The organism is Marinobacter profundi (assembly GCF_002744715.1).
Lineage (GTDB): Bacteria > Pseudomonadota > Gammaproteobacteria > Pseudomonadales > Oleiphilaceae > Marinobacter > Marinobacter profundi.
In genome coordinates, this window is sequence record NZ_KZ319369.1 from 333107 (window position 1) to 356308 (window position 23202).

Genomic DNA, 23202 nt, shown 5'->3' on the forward strand with positions numbered 1-23202 from the left:
GTTATCAGTCCCGGCAGGCAATTTCGATGCCCTCAGTAGCCACCTGCGCCAGATGGCGGATCTGGTCTTCGGTGATGACATAAGGAGGCATGAAGTAAACCACATTACCCAGGGGGCGAAGCAAGGCCTGGCGCGTCAGTGCGTGTTGATAGACCCGGATGCCGCGACGCTCCTGCCAGGAGAAGGGGGTTTTTGCGGCCCGGTCGCTGACCATCTCGATGGCCAGGGTCATGCCGTGCTGGCGGATATCGCCCACATTGGGGTGGTCGGCCAGGTGGGCAACGGATTCGGCCATGCAGGTCGCCAGCCGGCGATTGTTCTGCACCACGTTATCGTCGCGGAAGATGTCCAGCGTGGCCAGGGCTACGGCACAGCCGATCGCGTTGCCGGTGTAGCTGTGGGAGTGCAGGAACGCCCGCAGGGTTTCGTAATCGTCGTAGAAGGCGCTGTAGACCTGGTCGGTCGTCAGCACCACCGACAGGGGCAGGTAGCCGGCGGTCAGGCCTTTGGACAGACACATGAAATCCGGCGTGATGCCGGCCTGTTCGCAGGCGAACAGGGTGCCGGTGCGGCCAAAGCCCACGGCAATCTCGTCGGCAATCAGGTGGACGCCGTAGCGGTCACAGGCCTCCCGCAACCGGGTGTGGTAGATGGGGTGGTGCATCCGCATGCCGCCGGCGCACTGGATCAGCGGCTCCACGATTACCGCGCAGATCTCGTCATGGCGTTCGGCCAGCAGCGCTTCCATGGCCTCGAACTGGCGCAGGGCATAGTCTTCCTCGCTTTCGCCGGGTTCGCGGTTGTAGGCATCCGGGGAAGGTGCCGTGAGCACCTCCATCAGCAGTGGCTGGTAGGTTTCCTTGTACAGGGATACATCGCCCAGGGCGAGGGCGCCAAGGGTTTCACCATGGTAGCTGTTGGCCAGGTTGACGAAGTTCTTCTTGCCCGGCTTGCCCAGGTTCTTCCAGTAGTGGTAGCTCATTTTCAGGGCCGCCTCGATGGCGGACGAGCCGTTATCGGCATAAAAACATTTGTTGAGGCCTTCCGGCGTTACCTCGATCAGCCGCTCGGACAGCCGGACCACCGGCTCGTGGCTGAAACCGGCGAGGATGACGTGCTCCAGCTGGCCGATCTGCTCCTGGATGGCAGCATTGATGCGCGGGTTGGCGTGACCGAACAGGTTGACCCACCAGGAGCTCACCGCATCGATGAAGCGGTTGCCTTCAAAGTCTTCCAGCCACACACCTTCGCCCCGTTTGATGGGGATCAGTGGCAGGCTTTCGTGGTCCTTCATCTGGGTGCAGGGGTGCCACACGGACTTGAGGTCGCGGGCGACAAGGTCGGCATTGCGCATAAGGATCTCCGGTCAGGCTATGAAGCGCGCAAATGGGCGCTGTTAACTTTTGCGGATATTACAGTTAACAGCGCCGGCTGGCCACCGTGCCAAAGCCGATTGACCGGCCGGCCAATGTCCGCAGCCGGCCCGGGCCGGACAATTCCGTTAACAAAAAACGGAGGCATTATGGAACTTGAACTGACTCACCCCTATGAGGCCGGCCTGGAGCGCGTGCTCGGCGCCTTCTTCGACAAAGGTCTGATCCAGGAGAAAAATGTCCGGGTCGGCAATCGCAACGTAAAGATCGCGGAGCTGACGCGGGATGACCTGTCCGCCAAGCTGGTGGTGGAACGGGAAGTGGCATCCCATCATGAGTTGCCCGGCATCCTGGCCAGCTTTAACCGGGAGTGGCACCAGGTGCGTCAGGAGGAACACTGGTTCCGCAAGGATGATGGCGAATGGCATTGCGAATTCCGCGTCCACGTCAGCGGTGTGCCGGCGAAAATCAAGGGCAACATGAAGCTGCAGGGCAGCGCGGGTGAGTGCACCAATTACGTGACCCTGAACGTGCGCTGCGACGTGCCGTTGCTGGGCAAGACCATCGCCAGGTTCCTGCTGGAGGACTCCCGGGCCAAGATCGAGCAGGAATACCAGGCGACCCGGGAGTTGTTGTAAGTCGGGGACCTGGTGAGTACTAGGTAGCCACCGGGGCCACACCGAATAACCATTGGTGGGCCCAGAACACGGTTACTGCATACACCACCAGGCCGCCTGCCACGGCGATGGCGTCGTTCGCCTTGTTGGCCGGGAGCGTGGTGATGGGGCGCTGGGTTCTGTGCTTCATGGAAATCCGGTCCGCCACGGCCCACGCCAGGAATGATCCGAACAGCAGCAGATCGTGCAGCATGCCGTTGGCCAGCAGGTGCGCCAGTGCCCAGAGTTTCACGGCAGCCAACATCGGATGCCCCAGCTTTGTCTTTATCCTGCCCGGGAAATAGGTGGCGAACAGCAGCGGAAAGACCGGAACCAGGAGCAGCATCGCCAGGTGTCTGAGCCAGCCAGGCGGCGTGTAGATGACAGTCGGCTCCAGGCGCGCGGCGCTGTAGCCCCAGATGATCAGTACCAGGCCGATCAGGGAGGCGAGCGAGTAGAGGCCCTTGAACGCGGCCTCGCCGAGGGACGCGTGCAGGCGATTACGCAGCGGCTCGTTGGCAATGGACAGCGAGTGCACGCCGAGAAACAGAATCAGACCGACGATCAGTAGTGCCATTTGCTCAGGCTCCTTGGTTGTTGAGGAGGCCACTCCGGAATACCGGAGTGGCCGGCAGCACGTCAGTGAGCCAGTACCCGGGACAGAAACGCCTGGGTGCGCTCGTTCTGCGGGTTGTCGAAGACGTCATCCGGCTTGCCCTGCTCGACAATCTCGCCTTCGTGGATGTAGATCACCCGATCAGCCACCTCACGGGCAAAGCCCATTTCATGGGTGACCACCATCATGGTCATGCCTTCCCTGGCCAGCTCCCGCATCACGTCCAGCACTTCGCCGATCATTTCCGGATCCAGCGCTGAGGTGGGTTCATCGAACAGCAGCAAGCGGGGTTCCATGGCGAGCGCCCTGGCGATGGCGACCCGCTGCTGCTGGCCGCCGGAGAGATGGCTGGGGTACTTGTCCGCCTGGTTGCCGATGCCGACTCGGTTCAGCAGGCGTTCCGCCGTGGCATTGGCAATCACCTGAGAGGTGTTCTTGACCTTCATCGGCGCGAGCATGATGTTCTTTTTCACCGTCAGGTGAGGGAACAGATTGAATTGCTGGAACACCATGCCCACTTCCTTGCGGATGTCACTCAGGGCCTTCTGGTTGCCGCCTTTGGGGGCGAGGGGGTGGCCGTCAACCACCAGTTTGCCGGATTCATACTCCTCCAGGCCGTTGACGCAGCGGATCAGGGTGGACTTGCCGGATCCGCTGGCGCCAATGATGACGACTACCTCGCCGGACTCGACGGTCAGGTCGATCTCTTTCAGGACATGAAGCTTGCCGAAGTATTTGTTCATGCCCTTCATTTCAACGATATGAGTCATGGGTATGGTTCCTTCAGACAGATGCCAGGCCACGCCGCTCGATCAGGCGGAGGATCAGCGACAGGGACAGGGTGATCGCCAGGTACAGAACGGCCACCACAAAATAGACCTCGAAGGCGGTAAAGGTGTTGGCGATGTACACCTGGCCCTGACGGACCAGTTCGCCCACTCCGATCACCGAAAACAACGAGGTGTCCTTGATACTGACGATGGCCTGGTTGCCCAGCGGCGGAATCATCCGGCGGAAAGCCTGGGGCCAGATAATGGACCAGAAGGTCTGGGTGCGTGACAGTCCCAGGGATAGCCCGGCTTCAGTCTGGCCCTTGTCGATAGACTGTACGCCGCCGCGCACCACTTCCGAGATATAGGCGCCGGAGTTGAGGGCAATGGCCGCAATACCGGCAGTCAGCGGGTCGATGGGGCCGCCGATCAGGTCCGGCAGGCCGTAAAAGATGAACAGCACCTGAACCAGGATCGGGGTGCCCCGGAAGATTTCGATGTAGGCGGTTGCCGGCCAGCGCAGGAACCACTTCTTGTTGATGCTCAGCAGGCCAAACAGGATGCCGAGCAGGAAACCGATGGCCAGGCCACCGAAGGAAATCATCAGGGTGTAGGGTATGCCTTTCAGCAGAAAGGGGATGGAATCGATGGCTGCCTGCCAATCGAACTGGAACTGGAATTCCACAGGGTGAATCTCCGCTGGTGATGGAGTCAGGAATCGCCGGGGCGGTCAGCCCCGGCGCTGGGAATCGGGCACGTGGCCCTTCGGCGACTAGTTGCCTTCCGGCATCGGGCCGAACCATTTCTCGTAGATGGTTTTATAGGTGCCGTCGTCCTTCATGGCGGCGAGGGCAGCATTCACTTTATCGGCCCATTCGCTGCCCGACTTGAGGGCGATACCATACTGCTGGCCCTCGTACAGCGGGCCCACGGTCATGACCTTGCCTTCGCCCTTGGTGCGGGCGAAATAGCCCACGTTCGGGGCATCGTAGAACACCGCGTCGATGGCCCGGGACATCAGCGCCATGTACATGTCGGAGCTGCCCGGATACGGCGTTACACCGTCATCTTTGTCGAGGGTCTTCATCAGGTAGTCGTAGCTGGTGGAACCGATCTTGGTGCCGATCTTCTTGCCTTCAAGGTCGTCGAGGGTCTTCACCTTGTCGTTCCCTTCACGAACCAGGATACGCAGGCCGGAATCGTAATACGGGTCGGAAAAATCGACGATCTGCTCGCGCTCTTCGGTGATGGTGATACCGGCGATGGCGATATCCACGTTACCGGTCTGCAGGGCCGGGATAATGCCGTTGAAGTCCATGGTCTGGAGTTCGTAGTCAAAGCCAGCCCGTTCTGCCACCTCGGCAATGATTTCCATATCGAAACCGATCATCTCGCCGGTTTTCTGGTCCATCATTTCAAAGGGAACAAAGCTCGGGTCGGTAACGACTTTGAGCGTCTCGGCACCCGCGGTGCCTGTTGCCACGGAAAGTGCCAGGCCAGCGCCAAGAGTTTTCAGCCATTTCGTGCTCATGCTTTCTCCTTGTCTTTCTTATGAGGCTCCAATTGCCCGGTAAGGCAAGCCGGTAGTCACGGCTGTTGACCGTGACCCCCGGGGAGCGTTAATGGAACTGCATCAGATACACTTTAGACTATGGGGGGAGGAGTTGCAGGAAATCAAATGGTTGGGGGTGGGGGAGCGTCTTGATTTCGGTTGCAGTAAATATAAAGAGGGAAAAGCCGTAGGGTGTGGTTCGCGGCACTTCCCGCAACACACCCCATGGCACCTCAAATCAAAAAGCAATCTTCTCCCGCTCACTGATGCCGAGGTTCTTCCAGATGCTGATGCTGGGTTCGGCCTGGTTCAGGGTGTAGAAGTGCAACCCCGGGGCGCCGGCTTTGAGCAGCTTTTCGCACATGTTGGTAACCACTTCCTCACCGAACTTGAGGATGCTCTCGCTGTCGTCACCGTAGGCTTCGAGCTGCTTGCGGATCCAGCGGGGGACTTCGGCGCCGCACATTTCGGAGAAGCGCACCAGGCTGCTGAAGTTGACGATGGGCATGATGCCCGGCACCACCGGGATGGTGATGTTCATCTGTTCCAGCCGGTCGATGAAGTAGAAGTAGCTGTCCGCGTTGAAGAAGTACTGGGTGATGGCGCTGTTGGCACCGGCCTGTACCTTGCGGGCAAAGTTCTTCAGGTCTTCCTCGGCACTGCGGGCCTGGGGGTGGAATTCCGGGTAGGCGGCCACTTCCAGGTTGAAGTGGTCGCCGCTGTGCTCCCGGATGAACTCCACCAATTCGTTGGCGTAACGCAGCTCACCGGATGCCCCCATACCGGAGGGCAGGTCGCCGCGCAGGGCGACGATCCGGTTGATGCCGTTCTCTTTGTACAGATCCAGCAGCTCGGCAATTTCCTGGCGGGTACCACCCACGCAGGACAGGTGCGGAGCCGTGGAGATGCCCTGCTTGTGCAGGCTGAGCACGGTCTCAATGGTGCGGTCCCGGGTGGAACCGCCTGCGCCGAAGGTGACCGAGAAGAAATCCGGGTTCACCGCGGCGAGCTGGTCACGCACGGCCTGGAGTTTTTCCTTGCCCTGGTCGGTCTTGGGCGGAAAGAACTCGAAGCTGAAACGTCGCTTGAACTGTTTCTGGGATTGCATCGCTTTATCCGATCAGTATTTGTAGCTTTCCGGCTTGTACGGGCCTTCGACCGGTACGCCAATGTACTTGGCCTGTTCCGGGGTCATTTTGGTGATCATGCCGCCAAAACCTTCCACCATGGCGCGGGCCACTTCCTCATCCAGCTGCTTGGGCAGAACCTGGACGTACACGCCTTTGGCACGGGCCTCTTCCGGCAGGTCGGCAAACTTACGCTCGAACAGGTACATCTGTGCCAGTACCTGGTTGGCGAAGGAACCATCCATGATCCGTGACGGGTGACCGGTGGCGTTGCCCAGGTTGACCAGGCGGCCTTCGGACAGCAGGATCAGGTGGTCGTTGGTGGCCTTGTCGCGGTACACCACGTGAACCTGCGGTTTGACCTCGTCCCACTCCCAGTTCTTGCGCATGAACGCGGTGTCGATTTCGTTATCGAAGTGGCCGATGTTGCACACCACGGCGCCGTTTTTGAGGGCCTTGAGCATGTGGGCGTCACACACGTTCATGTTGCCAGTGGTGGTTACCAGCAGGTCGGTGTTCTGCAGCAGGGCCTTGTCGATGCCGGCTTCGGTGCCGGTGTTGACGCCGTTGAGGTACGGGGACACCACTTCGAAGCCGTCCATGCAGGCCTGCATGGCGCAGATCGGGTCGGCTTCGGTCACTTTGACGATCATGCCTTCCTGGCGCAGCGATGCGGCAGAGCCCTTGCCCACGTCACCGTAGCCGATAACCAGTGCTTTCTTGCCGGCCATCAGGTGGTCGGTGCCGCGCTTGATGGCGTCGTTCAGGCTGTGGCGGCAGCCGTACTTGTTGTCGTTCTTGGACTTGGTGACGGCATCGTTGACGTTGATGGCCGGCACTTTCAGGGTGCCTTCGCGGAGCATTTCCTGGAGGCGGTGCACGCCGGTGGTGGTTTCTTCGGTGACACCGTGGCAGCTGGCCAGGATTTCCGGGAATTTGTCGTGGAGCAGGGCGGTCAGGTCACCACCGTCGTCCAGGATCATGTTCGGTTCCCAGCCGGCTACGTCGGCACCGATGGTGCGCTCGAGGCACCACTCGTACTCTTCTTCGGTTTCGCCTTTCCAGGCAAATACCGGGATGCCCTGGGCAGCGATGGCGGCGGCGGCCTGGTCCTGGGTGGAGAAGATGTTGCAGGAGGACCAGCGTACGCTGGCGCCGAGTTCGATCAGGGTTTCGATGAGCACGGCGGTCTGGATGGTCATGTGGATGCAACCCATGATGTTTGCACCCTTCAGCGGCTGTTCCGCCTTGTATTTTTCACGCAGTTTCATCAGGGCGGGCATTTCGCCTTCGGCGATCTTGATTTCTTTGCGGCCCCAGTCGGCGAGGGTGATGTCGCGGACTTTGTAGTCGTTGAAGGTGTTCAGTTGTTCTGCCGGAGTGCTCATGGTGTTCTCCTGTCGCTTTCAGTATTGGGTGCAACTCGATTTTCGGTGCTGCTAAATTCGGGCGATTCGGGAGTGGGGGTTGCCTTCCGCGGAACCGCTTCAAGCACATCCATGTGCGCTTGACTCCGGCCATCCATGGCCTCCGACATTCCGCGGAAGGCAACCCCCACCCCCTCTTTCAAACCTTGGGTGTTTGCGTTCATCAATACGCTGCTTAACCCTAAAAGGTCTTGTAGGCTTCAGGAGATCTTCCCTCGGGCACCAATGTGGTGACCAAGGCGAGAGGCTTGCTCCTGAAGCCATGCTGCAGCAATATCAAAGACCGGCAGCGTCCTTCAGGGCAGAAGCCTTATCGGTCTTCTCCCACGGGAACGCGGTGAAGGTCTTGCCGCCAACGGTCATTTCGAACGGGTCGCGACCGAAGTGACCGTAGGCTGCGGTGGCCCGGTACATCGGGTGCAGCAGGTCCAGCATGCGGGTGATGGCATACGGACGCAGGTCGAAGTGCTCGCGGACCAGTTTGATGATCAGGTCGTCGCTCACCTTGTTGGTGCCGAAGGTGTTGATGGAGATGGATGTCGGCTCGGCGACGCCGATGGCGTAGGACACCTGGATCTCACACTTGTCGGCCAGGCCAGCGGCAACGATGTTCTTGGCGACGTAACGGCCGGCGTAGGCGGCGGAGCGGTCAACTTTCGACGGATCCTTGCCGGAGAACGCGCCACCACCGTGACGGGCCATGCCGCCGTAGGTGTCGACGATGATCTTGCGGCCGGTAAGTCCGCAGTCGCCCACCGGTCCGCCGATCACGAACTTGCCGGTCGGGTTAATGTGGAACTGGGTGTCGGCGTGCAGCAGTTCAGCCGGCAGCGCGTGCTTGACGATCAGCTCCATCACCGCATCTTTGAGGTCGCTCTGGGAGACTTCCGGGTCGTGCTGGGTGGACAGGACGATGGCGTCGATGCCGGTGACCTGGCCGTTTTCGTAGCGGCAGGTGACCTGGCTCTTGGCATCCGGACGCAGCCACGGCAGCAGGCCGCTCTTGCGGGCTTCGGCCTGGCGCTCGACCAGGCGGTGGGCGAAGGTGATCGGCGCCGGCATCAGCACTTCGGTTTCGTTACTGGCGTAGCCGAACATCAGGCCCTGATCGCCGGCACCCTGGTCTTCCGGCTTCTGGCGGTCAACGCCCTGGGCGATGTCAACGGACTGTTTGCCGATGATGTTGATGATGCCGCAGGTGTCGCCGTCGTAGCCCACAGTCGAGGAGGTGTAGCCGATGTCCTTGATCACGCCACGGACCAGGTCTTCCAGGTCAACCCAGGCGCTGGTGGTGATTTCGCCGCCAACGATGGCCACACCGGTTTTTACCATGGTTTCACAGGCAACGCGGGCGTGGGGGTCTTCGGCGAGGATGGCGTCCAGAACCGCATCGGAGATCTGGTCGGCCATTTTGTCCGGATGGCCTTCAGAGACCGACTCGGAAGTGAAGATGCTGTAGTCAGACATAGGTGTTGCTCCTCTGTGAGCGTTTCATATTCCGGAGACCGGACACTGGTTTAAGGTATGGTACGTATAACTACGTACAACTGTATCAAAATATTTTGATATTCGGTTTTTGTAGATCAGTTCTGGCTGGCAAGCTTCCAGAACTCCCGTACCTGCATCTGGAATCCGTTACGCAGGCCAATAAATAGCTGTTCGCCGGCGGTCAGCCCGGCATCGGCCGCCCAGGCGGTAAGTTCCTCCGGCTCGAACCCGAGCCACAGGTCGCCGCAGTTTTCCTTGGCCCAGTCCTGGTCATGGCTGCACAGGTCGCTGATCACCAGGCAACCGCCACTGTTCATCAGTGCGGCGGCATCGAGAAAGATATCCGCCGGGCTGGGCACGTGGTGCAGCACCATGTTGGCAACCACCAGGTCGAAGGCATCGCCGCGGGCCAGCAGGGTGTCGGTTACCCCTTCAATCAGGTCGACGTTGTTCAGCCGTTCTTCGATGCAGGTCCGGGTGGCCTTGGCCAGCATGTCCCGCGAATTGTCCAGGGCGACCACGTTGCCGCACAGTTGGGACAGCACCGGCAGGAATCCGCCTTCGCCCGGGCCAATCTCCAGCGCGCTGTGCCATTCATGTTTGCCGGAGCGCTTGCGCAGCAGCTCGGCAACCGGCTCGGCATAGAGCTCGAACGCCGCAATCAGTTCCTGCTGTTCGCGGAACTGCTCCGCGTAGCGGGCAAAGAATGCCTGGGACTGGTCCGCCCGCTGGTTGCGGATGGCCTCGATCTTTTGCTCCAGGTGCAGCGGCAGCGGCAACTGGTCGACGGTTTCAAAGATCTGGCGGATGGTGCGATCGGTCAGCTTGTCGCTTTCCAGGTGCAGCGGGCGACGGTAAAAAATGGCGTTACCTTCCCGCTGCGGCTCCAGCAGCCCGGCCTTGTGCATCACTTTCAGGTGGTGGCTCATGCCGGACTGGCGCATGTCGAACAGCTGGCTGAGCTCCAGCACCCCGAAGGTGTCGCGGCGCAGCACACGCAGGATCTCCAGGCGCAGCGGGTCTCCGCTGGCCTTGAATATCGGGGCGAGGGTATCCGCCGGGGAGGTCTCGCTGGCGTGTGTGGTCATGTTAGTCATGGGGCGGAGTTTAGGGTGGATTGACTGGTCACGCAATAGCCATATCAAAAAAAATTGATATAGTTTTATGACCTGTGTGAACGATCTCGGAAATCCACAGCCATATAAGCGACAGGTTGATTTGCTCCGCCACCCACTAATCGGCGAAAATACGCGCCTTATTTCTGATCAGCCCCTTTCTTTCCGACCAATACTGGAGAAACGTCAATGCCGTCTCGCAAAGATCTCGCCAACGCCATTCGCGCGCTGAGCATGGATGCGGTGCAAAAAGCCAAGTCCGGCCATCCTGGTGCGCCTATGGGTATGGCGGATATCGCCGAGGTTCTGTGGAACGATTACCTCAGCCACAACCCGGCCAACCCTCAGTGGGCCAACCGTGACCGCTTCGTGCTGTCCAACGGTCACGGCTCCATGCTGCAGTACTCACTGCTGCACCTGAGTGGTTACGACGTTTCCATCGACGACCTGAAGAACTTCCGTCAGCTCCATTCCAAGACCCCGGGTCACCCGGAGTACGGTTATACCCCGGGCATCGAGACCACCACCGGCCCGCTGGGACAGGGAATTGCCAATGCGGTGGGTTTTGCCATTGCCGAAAAGGCCCTGGCCGCCCAGTTCAACCGTCCCGGCCACGAGATTGTTGACCATTACACCTACGCCTTCCTCGGCGACGGCTGCCTGATGGAAGGTATCTCCCATGAAGTGTGCTCGCTGGCGGGCACCCTGGGTCTCGGCAAGCTGATCTTCTTCTACGACGACAACGGCATTTCCATTGACGGTGAAGTCGAGGGCTGGTTCACCGACGACACGCCGAAGCGTTTCGAGTCCTACGGCTGGCAGGTGATTCCAGCGGTCGACGGCCACGATGCCGACGCCATCCGCGCTGCGGTGGAATCTGCCCGCGCCAACACCGATCAGCCCACGCTGATCTGCTGCAAGACCATCATCGGTTTCGGTTCCCCCAACAAGCAGGGCACCGAAAGCTGTCACGGCGCACCGCTGGGTGACGATGAAATCGCCCTGACTCGGGAAAAGCTGGGCTGGAATCACGCCCCGTTTGAAGTGCCGGCCGATATCTACGCTGCATGGAATGCCCGCGACAAGGGCGCGGCCGCCGAAAGTGCCTGGGATAAAGTGTTTGCCGCCTACGAGCAGGCCGAGCCGGAACTGGCTGCCGAGTTCAAACGCCGGATGGCGGGCGAGCTGCCAGCCGATTTCAGTGCCAGGGCGGATGCGTACATCCAGGAATGCCAGGACAAGGGCGAGACCGTCGCCAGTCGCAAGGCCTCCCAGAACAGCCTGAACGCCTATGGCCCGTTGCTGCCGGAACTGATGGGCGGCTCCGCCGACCTGGCCGGCTCCAACCTGACCATCTGGGGCGGCTGCAAGGGCCTGACCAAAGACGACGCCAGCGGCAACTACATCTACTACGGCGTTCGCGAATTCGGCATGGCCGCCATCATGAACGGCATCGCCCTGCACGGTGGTTTCGTACCCTACGGCGCGACCTTCCTGATCTTCATGGAATACTGCCGCAATGCGGTACGCATGGCCGCGCTGATGAAGCAGCGTGCCATCTATGTGTTCACCCATGACTCCATCGGTCTGGGCGAAGACGGCCCGACCCACCAGCCCATCGAGCAGATGGCCAGCCTGCGTACCACCCCGAACATGAGCACCTGGCGCCCGGCCGATGCGGTGGAATCCGCCGTTGCCTGGAAGGCGGCCCTGGAGCGTAACGACGGCCCGACCGCCATGGTGTTCTCCCGTCAGAACCTGCCGCACCAGCAGCGCAGCGCCCAGCAACTGGCCGACGTCGCCAAGGGTGGCTACGTGCTGTCGGACAGCGAAGCCGCACCGGAACTGATCCTGATCGCCACCGGCTCCGAAGTGGCGCTGGCTCAGGACGCCGCCGCCAAGCTGCGTGAGCAGGGCAAGGCCGTGCGTGTGGTTTCCATGCCGTCGACCGACGTGTTCGATGCCCAGAGCGCCGAGTACAAGCAGCAGGTACTGCCGCTGGACGTGTCCAACCGGATTGCCGTTGAAGCGGGCATTGCCGACTACTGGTACAAGTACGTGGGCCTGGACGGCCGCGTGGTGGGCATGACCACCTTCGGCGAGTCTGCCCCGGCTGGCCAGCTGTTCGAGGAATTCGGCTTCACCGTCGACAACATCCTTGAAGTGGCCGCGGAGCTGCTGGACGCCTGATGACCACTCCGGCGCCCTTCCGTATAGCGATCAACGGGTACGGCCGTATTGGCCAGTGCGTGTTGCGGGCACTTTACGAGAACGGGTTTCGCGATCACCTGCAGGTGGTCGCGATCAACGAGCTGTCAGACATCGACACCATCGCCCATCTCACCAAGTACGACTCCACCCACGGCCGGTTTCAGGGTGAGGTCAGGGTGGATGGGCAGGACCTGTTGGTGAACGGCGACCGCATCCGGGTACTCAGGCATCCGGACCCGGCCGACCTGCCGTGGGGGTTGCTGGCCATCGACCTGGTGCTGGAATGTTCCGGTGCCTTCTCGGACCGGGCGACCGCCCAGAGCCATATCGACGCGGGTGCCCGGCGCCTGTTGTTTTCCCAGCCTGCCGAGTCCGATGTGGACCGCACGGTGGTATTCGGGATCAACGACCGGGAGCTAACCGCGGACGACGTGATCGTTGCGGCGGGCTCCTGCACCACCAACTGCCTGGTGCCGGTGATCCGGGTACTGGATGAGGCCCTTGGTGTCGAGCAGGGCAGTACCACCACCATTCACGCCGCGATGAACGACCAGCCGGTGATCGACGCCTATCATCACCAGGATCTGCGCCGTACCCGCAGCGCCCTGCACAACATCGTGCCGGTGGACACCGGCCTCGCCCGCGGTATCGAGCGCCTGTTGCCTCACCTGGAGGGGCGCTTCAGTTCGGTGGCCATGCGGGTGCCCACCATGAACGTGTCCGCCATCGACATGGTGGTCAACGTGCGCAAGGCGACGTCTGTCGGGGCGGTTAACAAACTGTTAGAACAGGCCGCAAGCGGTCCGTTACAAGGTATCCTTGGCTACACCGATGAACTGCTGGCCAGCTCCGACTTCAACCATGATGCCCATTCCGGCATTGTCGACGGCGGCCAGACCCGGGTCACCGGTGGCACCATGGTGAAGGTGCTGTGCTGGTTCGATAACGAGTGGGGCTTTGCCAACAGGATGCTGGATGTCAGCAAGAGCTGGTTAACCAACGATCTGTAATCTCAGAATTTTCCCAAGGGATAAATGTTATGGCCATCAAGAAAATGACCGACATGGACCTCGCTGGCAAGCGGGTGCTGATTCGTGAAGACCTCAACGTACCGGTAAAAGACGGCAAAGTGACCAGCGATGCCCGTATCCGTGCCTCACTGCCCACCATCAAGGCGGCGCGGGATGCTGGCGCCCGGGTCATGCTGATGTCTCACCTCGGCCGCCCGGAAGAAGGCGTGTACGACGAAGCCTCTTCAATGAAGCCGGTAGCCGACCACCTGAGCCAGGTGCTGGGCCAGGAAGTACGGCTGATCAAGGATTACCTCGACGGTGTTGAGGTGGCCGACGGCGAAGTAGTGCTGTTCGAGAATGTGCGCTTCAACAAGGGTGAGAAGAAAGACGATGAGGCGCTGGCAAAACGCTACGCCGCGCTGTGCGACGTTTATGTGATGGATGCCTTCGGTACCGCGCACCGCGCCCAGGCATCGACCCACGGTGTTGCCCGCTTCGCCCCGGAAGCCTGTGCTGGCCCGCTGCTGGCCGCTGAACTGGACGCCCTCGGCAAGGCCCTGGATAACCCGGCCAAGCCGGTGGTTGCCATCGTCGGCGGCTCCAAGGTGTCCACCAAGCTGGACGTCCTCAACGCCCTGGAAAAGGTCTGCGACCAGATCATCGTGGGCGGCGGCATCGCCAACACCTTCCTGGCCGCCGCCGGTCATCCGGTTGGCAAATCCCTCTGTGAACACGACCTGATCGACACCGCCAAGGACATCGCCGCCCGCGTGGAAATCCCGCTGCCGGTGGATGTCGTGGTGGCCAGCGAATTCGCCGAGACTGCCGCAGCGACCACCAAGGGCATCGACGAGGTCAGCGCGGACGACATGATCCTCGACGTGGGACCGCAAACCGCCAGCCACTTTGCGGAGCTGCTGAAGTCCGCCAGAACCATCCTGTGGAACGGCCCGGTCGGCGTGTTCGAGTTTGACCAGTTCGGTAACGGCACCAAGGCCCTGGCCAATGCCATTGCCGACAGCGACGCCTTCTCCCTGGCCGGCGGTGGCGATACCGTGGCCGCCGTTGACAAATACGGCGTTGCAGACAAGATTTCCTACATCTCCACCGGCGGTGGTGCCTTCCTGGAGTTTGTGGAAGGCAAGACCCTGCCAGCCGTTGCAGTACTCGAAGAACGCGGCGCCTGAGTGCGCCTGAGCGCGGGTGGTTGGCGCCACCCGTTCAACGACACTTTTGAACAGACTTTTACCCGATTAAGGAGAGTTCCCCATGGCCCTGATTTCGATGCGGCAAATGCTGGATCACGCCGCCGAGCACGGTTACGGTGTGCCTGCGTTCAACGTCAACAACCTCGAGCAGATGCGCGCAATCATGGAAGCTGCGGACAAGACCGATTCCCCGGTGATCGTCCAGGCCTCTGCCGGTGCCCGCAAGTATGCCGGTGCGCCGTTCCTGCGCCACATGATTCTCGCTGCCATTGAAGAATTCCCCCACATCCCGGTGTGCATGCACCAGGATCACGGCACCAGCCCTGCGGTGTGCCAGCGCTCCATCCAGCTGGGTTTCAGCTCGGTGATGATGGACGGCTCACTCGGTGAAGACGGCAAGACGCCAACCGATTACGAGTACAACGTCGACGTTACCCGTCGCACCGTGGAAATGGCCCACGCCTGTGGCGTGTCGGTAGAAGGCGAGCTAGGCTGCCTGGGCTCCCTGGAAACCGGCCAGGCCGGTGAGGAAGACGGCATCGGCGCGGAAGGTATTCTCGACCACAGCCAGATGCTGACCGACCCGGAAGAAGCGGCGGACTTCGTCAAGAAGACCCAGGTAGACGCCCTGGCCATCGCCATCGGTACCTCCCACGGCGCCTACAAGTTTACCCGTCCGCCTACGGGCGACATCCTCGCCATCGACCAGATCAAGGCCATCCACGCCCGCATCCCGGACACCCACCTGGTGATGCACGGCTCCAGCTCCGTTCCCCAGGAGTGGCTGAAGATCATCAACGAATTCGGTGGTGAGATCCCGGAAACCTATGGTGTCCCGGTTGAGGAAATCGTCGAGGGCATCCGTCACGGCGTGCGCAAGGTCAACATCGATACCGATCTGCGCCTGGCCAGCACCGGCGCGGTCCGTCGTTTCATGGCCCAGAACCCGGCCGAGTTCGACCCGCGTAAATTCCTCAAGGAAACCATGAAGGCGATGACGGAAATCTGTATCGCCCGCTACGAAGCTTTCGGTACCGCCGGCAACGCCAGCAAGATCAAGCCGATCAACCTCGAACGCATGTTCGAGCGTTACGCCGCCGGCGAACTGGACCCGAAGGTCAAGTAAGCCTGCCTCGCCCCCGGCCGTCCGGCCGGGGGCTGCTTTCCCGTCTGCACTTCAGCGATTCATCCGGAATGATGCCGGGGTTTGCGTTGTTACAGCGCCGCGGCCTTCAAGCCGTTGCTCAGGGCACGCACGCCGGCTTCAATCTGTTGTTCGCTCGCACTGGCGAACCCCATCACCAGTCCCGACCTGGCGGCCGATCCGATGTAGTGGGCGCTGAGCGGAGTACTGCCGAAGCCCCGGCTTCTCAGCCAATGATGAGTTGCCACGTCGTCGAATTCGCCCTCCAATACCAGGTGCATGCCGGCGCTTTCCGCCACTGGTCGTACCCGTCCGCCAAGCTCTTCTGCCACCCGTCCCTGGAAACGGTGCCATTTGTCCCGGTAGAGCTGCCGCATGCGCCGGAGGTGACGGCTGAAATGGCCGCTTTCAATAAACTCGGCAATGGTTGCCTGCGTGAGCAGGGGGGCTTCCCCGCCGCTGACCTGCTTGGCCCAGAGCACCGGCTCCACCACCTGCTCGGGAACCACCAGGTACCCAACCCGCAGGGCAGGCACCAGGGTTTTGCTGAAGCTGCCCACATACAACACCGGTGGGTTGTCGAACATCCCCTGAATGGCGGCCGGATGTCCCGGTGCCTGGCGCCGGGGACACAGCTCTGTCTGTCCTTTGCGGTAACCAACGAATGGGTCATGAGTAAGTCCGCCTACCATCACAGCGCCAACTATGAGTCGGTGGTGCTGTTCGGTCGGGCCGTGCAGGTCACCGGTAATGACGAGTTTGATGCGGCATTTGAGGCCATCATCAACCAGCTTGAGCCGGGGCGCTGGGAGCAGGTACGGGCTCCCAGCCTGAGTGAACGCAAGGCAACCGCGCTATTCCGGATACCCATAGAGGAGGGCGCGTTCAAGAGCCGTAGCGGTGGCCCCAGCGAGGAACCCGGCGACATGGCGTTGCCTGTCTGGCACGGGCTCCTCCCTGCTGGGTCTTAGCCAGGATCTGCAGGGTTCTATCCGGGGTCAGTCGCACTGTCCGCTTTCATAGAACCCTTCAGCAGTTTCCTTAACCCAGCTGTAGGTGCCAGACAAGGCCCCGATGGCGTCATCACCTCCGGTGGTGAAATAACCTCCGGCATAGTAAGCCCGGCCGGCAAGGTCATGGTTAAGGTTGGTGTCGTTCCAGTCCTGGCAGGCAAATTCGCCACCGCCGCTGCCGCCGTCACCCGATCCGGTGCATGCAGCCGGCTCGGTGGCATACCAAAGCCCTGGCTCGCCTTCGTACAGCGTGATGCTGCTCCAGGTATCGAAGGATCCACCAATATCCACATCATCGCCGTTTGCCAGAGCCCGAAGCTCATACAAACCCCCGGCATAGGCGCGGCCTGCGGAGATGTGGCCATTGGGCGAGGCCGTGGCCTGTTCGCAGGTTTCGATGGGGGCAGCGGGATCGAAAACGTCGACGGTTCGTTCTTTGGTGGTGGCGTTGCTGTCGCTGTCAGTCGCCACGTAGGCGCAGGTGTAGGTGCCTACGGCTGCGGTGTCCACCTGGCTGCAGTCGGCCGTGACGGTCAGGGAGCCATCTTCGGCGTCTTCCGCCGTTGCGCCAGGATCGGTGAAGGTGGTGTTGATGGCGACGGTCATCGGATTATCGCCAAGCAGGGTGATTACCGGGAACCCTTCCGGCTCCGAGCCGTCGCGGCTGTGACGGTTGAAGAAATCCCAGATGATGTCCGGATAGCTGGGACCAACCTTGACGGACCACTTGCCATTGTTGCCATTAACGCCACCAACCCAGTAGTGGCCGTGGTCGGTGTCCTGCAGGTTCGGGGTGGACAAAGGGCCGTCCAGGTACACCGTTTCCACCACGGAGCGGGTGCCGAGGGTACCGTCCCGGGTATAACGGGTATGCACGCAGCTGTAATTGTTCTGGTTGAAGGGGGAGCAGGCCGCTGCCGAGGCCTCGGCTTCGGTCGGGGTGTCGAACGCCGGATCACCGAAAACCTTGAGGTGGGCATCCCGTGCGGTGTCGGCAGCGGTTTTAAGAACGGTGCAGTCGTTTTCGTTCTGCAGCACCATCATCGGGATGGGATAGGAGTCGTCCAACTCGGCCTGCATGTCGGACACCACGCGGGCGACGCTGTGAAATGTCGCGCTTCCCGGACACTGTCCGGATAACGAGACAGAGGCCGCATCCTCACCATAAGGCAGTCCCGCCGCCGGGGCGGCGGCGGCCCAGTATTCGTTGTGCGTGGTGGCGGCTACGATGGTCATGGCACCACCGGAGGACAGCCCGGTGATAAACCGGCGGTTTGGGTCAATGCTGAAGTTACCTTCCACAGCCTGTGCAATCTGGTGCAGGTCTTCCACTTCGCCGCCACCTTCGTGGCGATGGTGATCAAACCAGAAGCCCCAGCAGTTCTCGTTGCGCAAACCATCGTAACTGGTGATAAACGGCGCCACCAGTACGAAACCGTAGTCGTCTGCCGCCGTGGTCAGGCCCCAGTCGTTCAGTACGTCGTCATTGGTCTGCTTGCAGCCGTGGAGTGCCATCACCATGGGGGCAGGGCTGGTGAGATTGTCCGGCACATACACCTTGTAGTTCCGTGCGCGGGATTGGCTGTAGGCCTGTTGAGGCAGGGTGTATGAGTAGGTCTGGCCGGCAGTTGCCGGTGTGATGGGGGCCATGAGGATTACTGACAGCACGAGTCCGGACAGCAACGCCGGGCCGCCGTGCAGTGAAGCGGTCGATACCTTCATAGTTCTGAGCTCCGTTCTTGGATTTATTGTTCGGAGATTGGAGCCAAGAAAGTTTCATGCCAGGATTGTAACCAATTGAATTGTTGGCATATCTCTTGGGAGCTGCCCCGATGGGGTGACCGGAAATCTGGACGCATTGTCCGAATTGCAGGACAGCTATTGACTAATCGAGTCCCGGAAAGCGCCGCGTCAGCGCAGATAATGCTGCGTTATTGCGACCCAGTAGGCGGCACCGACGGGCAGGTTTGCGGGATCGAAGGCATACTCGGGATGGTGAACCATCGGGGTATCGCCGTTCCCGAGAAAGCCGTACACCGACGGTCTCTGCTGCGCGAAAAAGGCAAAATCTTCGCTGCCCATGAAGGTGGGCCCGGGATTGACCACCCGTTCTTCACCAAGTAGCCGGCATGCCACTTCCGTGCAGATCCGGGTTTGTTCGTCGTCGTTGACAAGGACTGCGCCCGGTTGCCCCTCCCGGATCTCGAATCCAACGTTGTAGCCTTCTGCCGTTGCGGCGGTGATGGCCCTGATGCGGTCCAGAACCCGGGTCCTCGTATCGGGGTCACGACTACGGACACTCAGCCGCAGGACGGCGTTTTGCGGGATTACGTTGCCGGCCTCGCCGGAGTTGAAGGCCCCAATGGTCACGACAACGGCATCCTGGGCCGCAACATTCCGTGAAACGATGGTTTGCAGTGACATCACCAGGGCTGAGCCGGCCACCAGAGGATCAATACAGCGTTCCGGCATGGATCCATGGCCACCTTTTCCGGTCAGTTCGATTTCCCAGTTATCGACTGCGGCCATAACCGGGCCAGCGGTCAGGTACAGCGTTCCTGCTTCCAGCCCCGGCATGTTGTGGAGCCCGAACATGTAATCCATCGGGAATCGCCTCAACAGGTCGTCCCCCAGCATGGCCGGTGCGCCCGCCATGATCTCCTCCGCCGGCTGGAAGATCAGATTGAGTGTGCCGTTGAAGTTGCCTTTGCGCGCCAGATACTGGGCAGCGCCCAGCAGCATGGTGGTGTGGGCATCATGGCCACAGGTGTGCGACTTGCCAGCCACCTTGCTCTTGTAGGGAAGGTCGGTCATCTCCGGGACCGGCAGCGCATCGGTATCGGCCCGCAGTCCGATGGATGTGGTCCCGTCCCCGAGTTGCATCCGGGCTACCACCCCGGTACCGCCAATGCCTTCCGTCACTTCGTAGCCCCACTGCCGCAGCAGATCGGCGATGTACGCAGCGGATTCCGTTTCTTCAAAGGCCAGTTCCGGATGCTGATGAAGGTGCCGGAAGTAAACCTCCATGGGAATCTGTTCTGCTTGGATATCATCGATCAGGCTGGGCATGTCATGTCTCCGTTCTCGGTCTGGTGCTGTCTAGTCTACATCCGGGGATCAGCGCTGCCAGCCGTTCTTTCCGTAACTGGCCAGGTTTCATCATGCCCTTCAATGATGCAATCAATCTGGCGCTATCGTTCAACCCTTGAGCAAAAACGCGCCAATTCGAGGCGAATGGCCGGCTCCGGGGGCTTTCATAGTGCGTGTGCACCACGGCCTGTTCCGTGGTGGTGCAGCAAAACCGGTTGTGGGCGGGATTGGCGCAGTGTTTGGCCTGGCTGGCGGGCCATTATGGTGCCTGCTTGTCGGCTAATTGATTGATATAAAAGACGTATAGCTCGTTGTGGAACACCACGTGCAATGGGTGCAGGGCGTTTGACGAACTGCACAACTCCCCAAGAACGAAAAGGATGCACGTGATGAAATTCAGCAAACACCTGAAGCTGGGCCTTTCTGCCCTGGCCTTGTCTGTTTCCCTGCACTCGGTTGCCGCCGAGGATCCCATCAAGGTGGGAATCCTGCACTCGTTGTCCGGCACCATGGCAATCAGTGAATCCGCCCTGAAAGACACCATGCTCATGCTGATCGAGCAGCAGAATGCTGCCGGTGGCGTGCTGGGCCGCCAGCTGGAGGCGGTGGTGGTCGACCCGGCGTCCGACTGGCCACTGTTTGCCGAGAAGGCCCGCGAGCTGCTGGCCAAGGAGAAGGTCGATGTGATCTTCGGTAACTGGACGTCGGTATCCCGCAAGTCGGTGCTGCCGGTGGTGGAGGAGCTCAACGGCCTGCTGTTCTACCCGGTGCAGTACGAGGGTGAGGAATCGTCCGAAAACGTGTTCTACACCGGCGCGGCGCCCAACCAGCAGGCCATTCCGGCAGTGGATTACCTGAAGAACGACCTGGGTGTTGAGCGCTGGGTACTGGCTGGTACCGACTACGTCTATCCGCGCACCACCAACAAGATCCTCGAAACCTACCTGAAGGACCAGGGGGTGGCAGACGCGGACATCATGATCAACTACACCCCCTTCGGCCATTCCAACTGGCAGGCCATCGTGGCGGAGATCAAGAAGTTTGGCAGCGCCGGCAAGAAGACCGCAGTGGTGTCCACCATCAACGGCGACGCCAACGTGCCTTTCTACCGGGAACTGGGTAACCAGGGCCTCGCCGCGTCCGACATCCCGGTGGTGGCATTCTCGGTGGGCGAGCAGGAGCTGGCCGGGATCGACACCGCGCCCCTGGTGGGCCACCTGGCTGCCTGGAACTACTTCATGAGCGTGGATAACGACGCCAACTACGACTTCATCGATGCCTGGGTCAAGTTCAAGGGTGACGACAAGGCGGTCACCAACGACCCGATGGAAGCCCACTACATCGGCTTCAACATGTACATCGAAGCGGTGAAAAAGGCCGGCACCACCGAAGTGGATGCGGTGAAAGACGCCATCATCGGTGTCACCGTCCCCAACCTCACCGGCGGATTTGCCGCCATGATGCCCAACCACCACATCACCAAGCCGGTGCTGATCGGCGAGATCCAGGATAACGGCCAGTTCTCGGTGGTGTGGGAAACCTCCTCCACCGTGGCCGGCGACGCCTGGTCGGACTTCCTGCCGGGCTCCCGGGACCTGATCAGTGACTGGCGGGCACCGCTGAAGTGCGGCAACTTCAACGTGGTCACCGGCAAGTGCGGTGGCGGTACGGCGGAAGTCGCGTCCAAGTAACGGGCCATTTTCAAACGGGGCCGGCAGGCGCATCAAGCGCCGCCGGACCCCGGACGAGCGCCCGGAATCCATCTATCATGCAACGCCAACAGGAAACCACCATGAGCATCCTGCGATCGCTCGCCCGGCTGACCTTCGCCCTGCATCTGGTCCTCTTGTCATCGTTAGCCGGTGCCCAGGTCAGCGAGCAGCAGGCCGCCCGCTTGCTGCAGGGCCTCGCCGGCGCCAGCCAGGCCGAGAAATCCATCATCGTCCGCGAGCTGGCCGGCAGTGGTGACGAACGCGCCCGCAACTGGCTGGAAGCGTTCAGTGCCAACAAGCTGAGCCGGATCAAAACCACCGGCCAGATAGTGATCGTGACCAGCAACCGGGGCCGCAACTGGGCCATTGCCGACGCCCTTACCGGTGAGTCGCTCGGGGAGATGTCCCGCCGCGAGCTGGAGGCGGTGCAGGTCAACAACACCCTGCGCGGCGAAGTGGACGACCTGCTGTCGGTGATTGACCTGACGGTGGCCAACCCCCAGGTGCGACTGACCGCTGCCCGTGCCCTGATGGGGACGGTGAATGCGCCGCTTGCCGAACGCCTGAACGGCTTGCTGGCCGATGAAGACAACCCCGCAGTACGTGAGGCACTGGAAAGTGCGCTGGCGATCTACCGGCTGGGGCAGGGCGATGGGGCTGCCGTGGCGGTGCTGGCCGGTAGCCTGAACCCGCAGGCCCGTGCCGCCCTGGCCGGCGCAGCACGGGGCGATGATCCGCAGATTGCGGCAGCCGCCACCCGGGCCCTGGCCAGTATCGAACAGAAACTCACACTCAATCGTGCCGCAGAGACCCTGTATTTCGGGTTGTCACTGGGCTCGGTGCTGGTGCTGGCGGCCATCGGTCTGGCCATCACCTTCGGGGTGATGGGGGTCATCAACATGGCCCACGGCGAGCTGATGATGCTCGGTGCCTACACCACCTGGGGCATGCAACAGTTGTTGCCCGGCCAGCCGGGCCTGGCGCTGATCCTGTCGATTCCCGCCGGTTTTCTGGTGGCGGCCATGGCCGGCATCGTCATCGAACGCAGCGTCATCCAGCATCTCAAGGGCCGCCCGCTGGAAACCCTGCTGGCCACTTTCGGGGTCAGCCTGATCCTCCAGCAACTGGTCCGCACACTGATTTCCCCCCTCAACCGTTCCGTCGTCACGCCGGACTGGATGAGCGGCTCCATCATGATCAACGAGGCGCTGTCGCTGACCCTGAACCGGCTTTACGTGATCGGCTTTGCGCTGGTGGTGTTCGCCGGGCTGATGCTGATCATGCGCAAGACCCGTCTCGGCCTGGAGGTGCGGGCAGTCACCCAGAACCGCGCCATGGCCCGCTCCATGGGCATCCGTGCCACCCGGGTGGACATCCTCACCTTTGGCCTCGGTTCCGGGGTTGCCGGGCTCGCCGGTGTCGCCCTGTCCCAGATCACCAACGTCGGTCCCAACCTGGGCCAGAGCTACATCATCGACTCCTTTATGGTGGTGGTGTTCGGCGGTGTGGGCAATCTCTGGGGCACCCTGCTGGCCGGTCTTTCCCTCGGCACCATCAACCAGATGCTTGAGCCCTGGGCCGGTGCGGTCCTCGCCAAGATCATCGTGCTGGTGTTCATCATCCTGTTTATCCAGAAGCGGCCGCGGGGACTGTTCCCCCAGAAGGGCCGGGCGGCGGAGGGTTAAGC

Annotated in this window: 20 protein-coding genes; 8 read left to right on the forward strand and 12 right to left on the reverse strand. The window is 61.2% G+C overall.

The genetic code is table 11. The annotated features are described in order from the left end of the window. Positions 1–4: 4 nt before the first annotated feature. Positions 5–1354, reverse strand: coding sequence for an adenosylmethionine--8-amino-7-oxononanoate transaminase (locus CLH61_RS07050; protein ID WP_099613993.1), 1350 nt, complete (start codon positions 1352–1354; stop codon positions 5–7). Positions 1355–1522: 168 nt separating this feature from the next. On the opposite strand from CLH61_RS07050, the gene CLH61_RS07055 reads away from it, so the two are divergent. Next, positions 1523–2011 (forward strand): DUF2505 domain-containing protein, encoded by a 489-nt coding sequence (locus CLH61_RS07055; RefSeq protein ID WP_099613994.1) that lies wholly within the window; start codon positions 1523–1525, stop codon positions 2009–2011. A 19-nt stretch (positions 2012–2030) separates the two neighbouring features. Here the strand turns inward: CLH61_RS07055 and CLH61_RS07060 are convergent, their stop codons facing one another. The 8 genes from CLH61_RS07060 to CLH61_RS07095 all read right to left on the reverse strand — a co-directional run bounded on the left by CLH61_RS07060 (position 2031) and on the right by CLH61_RS07095 (position 10106). Next, on the reverse strand, positions 2031–2606 hold the full coding sequence (locus CLH61_RS07060; protein ID WP_099613995.1) for an NnrU family protein: 576 nt from the start codon (positions 2604–2606) through the stop codon (positions 2031–2033). Between the two features lie 62 nt (positions 2607–2668). Next, positions 2669–3415 carry an amino acid ABC transporter ATP-binding protein gene (locus CLH61_RS07065; RefSeq protein WP_099613996.1) on the reverse strand — a complete coding sequence of 249 codons (747 nt, stop codon included), beginning with the start codon at positions 3413–3415 and terminating at the stop codon, positions 2669–2671. Positions 3416–3428: 13 nt separating this feature from the next. Continuing rightward, complete coding sequence (locus CLH61_RS07070; protein WP_099613997.1) at positions 3429–4100, reverse strand: amino acid ABC transporter permease; 672 nt, start codon at positions 4098–4100, stop codon at positions 3429–3431. An 87-nt stretch (positions 4101–4187) separates the two neighbouring features. Continuing rightward, positions 4188–4946, reverse strand: a complete 759-nt coding sequence (locus CLH61_RS07075; protein ID WP_099613998.1) for a transporter substrate-binding domain-containing protein — start codon at positions 4944–4946, stop codon at positions 4188–4190. Positions 4947–5205: 259 nt separating this feature from the next. Beyond that, positions 5206–6075: a methylenetetrahydrofolate reductase [NAD(P)H] gene (metF, locus tag CLH61_RS07080; RefSeq protein ID WP_099613999.1), complete on the reverse strand. Its 870-nt coding sequence runs from the start codon at positions 6073–6075 to the stop codon at positions 5206–5208. A 12-nt stretch (positions 6076–6087) separates the two neighbouring features. Continuing rightward, entirely contained in the window at positions 6088–7482 is a 1395-nt protein-coding gene (ahcY, locus tag CLH61_RS07085; RefSeq protein ID WP_099614000.1) for an adenosylhomocysteinase, read from the reverse strand. Between the two features lie 315 nt (positions 7483–7797). Continuing rightward, positions 7798–8988, reverse strand: a complete 1191-nt coding sequence (gene metK, locus CLH61_RS07090; RefSeq protein ID WP_099614001.1) for a methionine adenosyltransferase — start codon at positions 8986–8988, stop codon at positions 7798–7800. A gap of 116 nt (positions 8989–9104) precedes the next feature. Then, the gene (locus CLH61_RS07095; protein WP_099614002.1) at positions 9105–10106 is read right to left on the reverse strand and encodes an ArsR/SmtB family transcription factor; all 1002 of its coding nucleotides are present in this window, start codon (positions 10104–10106) and stop codon (positions 9105–9107) included. 207 nt (positions 10107–10313) lie between these two features. Between CLH61_RS07095 and tkt the strand changes: the two genes are divergently transcribed. The 4 genes from tkt (at position 10314) to fba (ending at position 15682) form a co-directional block, all read left to right on the forward strand. Further along, positions 10314–12314, forward strand: a complete 2001-nt coding sequence (gene tkt / locus CLH61_RS07100; RefSeq protein WP_099614003.1) for a transketolase — start codon at positions 10314–10316, stop codon at positions 12312–12314. After that, complete coding sequence (locus tag CLH61_RS07105) at positions 12314–13345, forward strand: type I glyceraldehyde-3-phosphate dehydrogenase (protein ID WP_099614004.1); 1032 nt, start codon at positions 12314–12316, stop codon at positions 13343–13345. The genes tkt and CLH61_RS07105 overlap by 1 nt, the downstream gene beginning before the upstream one ends. A 29-nt stretch (positions 13346–13374) precedes the next feature. Further along, on the forward strand, positions 13375–14535 hold the full coding sequence (locus CLH61_RS07110) for a phosphoglycerate kinase (protein WP_099614005.1): 1161 nt from the start codon (positions 13375–13377) through the stop codon (positions 14533–14535). 82 nt (positions 14536–14617) lie between these two features. Further along, positions 14618–15682 carry a class II fructose-bisphosphate aldolase gene (gene fba / locus CLH61_RS07115; RefSeq protein WP_099614006.1) on the forward strand — a complete coding sequence of 355 codons (1065 nt, stop codon included), beginning with the start codon at positions 14618–14620 and terminating at the stop codon, positions 15680–15682. 89 nt (positions 15683–15771) lie between these two features. Here the strand turns inward: fba and CLH61_RS18555 are convergent, their stop codons facing one another. Beyond that, positions 15772–16287, reverse strand: a complete 516-nt coding sequence (locus CLH61_RS18555; RefSeq protein ID WP_228152575.1) for an aminotransferase class I/II-fold pyridoxal phosphate-dependent enzyme — start codon at positions 16285–16287, stop codon at positions 15772–15774. Between the two features lie 18 nt (positions 16288–16305). Here CLH61_RS18555 and CLH61_RS18420 point away from each other — a divergent pair, with 18 nt between their 5' ends. Beyond that, on the forward strand, positions 16306–16671 hold the full coding sequence (locus CLH61_RS18420) for a pyridoxamine 5'-phosphate oxidase family protein (protein ID WP_143752111.1): 366 nt from the start codon (positions 16306–16308) through the stop codon (positions 16669–16671). Positions 16672–16698: 27 nt separating this feature from the next. Here the strand turns inward: CLH61_RS18420 and CLH61_RS07130 are convergent, their stop codons facing one another. Both CLH61_RS07130 and CLH61_RS07135 read right to left on the reverse strand, forming a co-directional pair. Next, positions 16699–18435 carry an extracellular catalytic domain type 1 short-chain-length polyhydroxyalkanoate depolymerase gene (locus CLH61_RS07130; RefSeq protein ID WP_099614009.1) on the reverse strand — a complete coding sequence of 579 codons (1737 nt, stop codon included), beginning with the start codon at positions 18433–18435 and terminating at the stop codon, positions 16699–16701. 189 nt (positions 18436–18624) lie between these two features. Continuing rightward, entirely contained in the window at positions 18625–19782 is a 1158-nt protein-coding gene (locus CLH61_RS07135; RefSeq protein ID WP_099614010.1) for a M20 aminoacylase family protein, read from the reverse strand. Between the two features lie 410 nt (positions 19783–20192). Here CLH61_RS07135 and urtA point away from each other — a divergent pair, with 410 nt between their 5' ends. After that, entirely contained in the window at positions 20193–21494 is a 1302-nt protein-coding gene (urtA, locus tag CLH61_RS07140; protein ID WP_099614011.1) for an urea ABC transporter substrate-binding protein, read from the forward strand. A gap of 101 nt (positions 21495–21595) precedes the next feature. Then, positions 21596–23200, forward strand: coding sequence for an urea ABC transporter permease subunit UrtB (gene urtB / locus CLH61_RS07145; RefSeq protein ID WP_099614218.1), 1605 nt, complete (start codon positions 21596–21598; stop codon positions 23198–23200). The last annotated feature ends 2 nt before the right edge of the window (positions 23201–23202 follow it).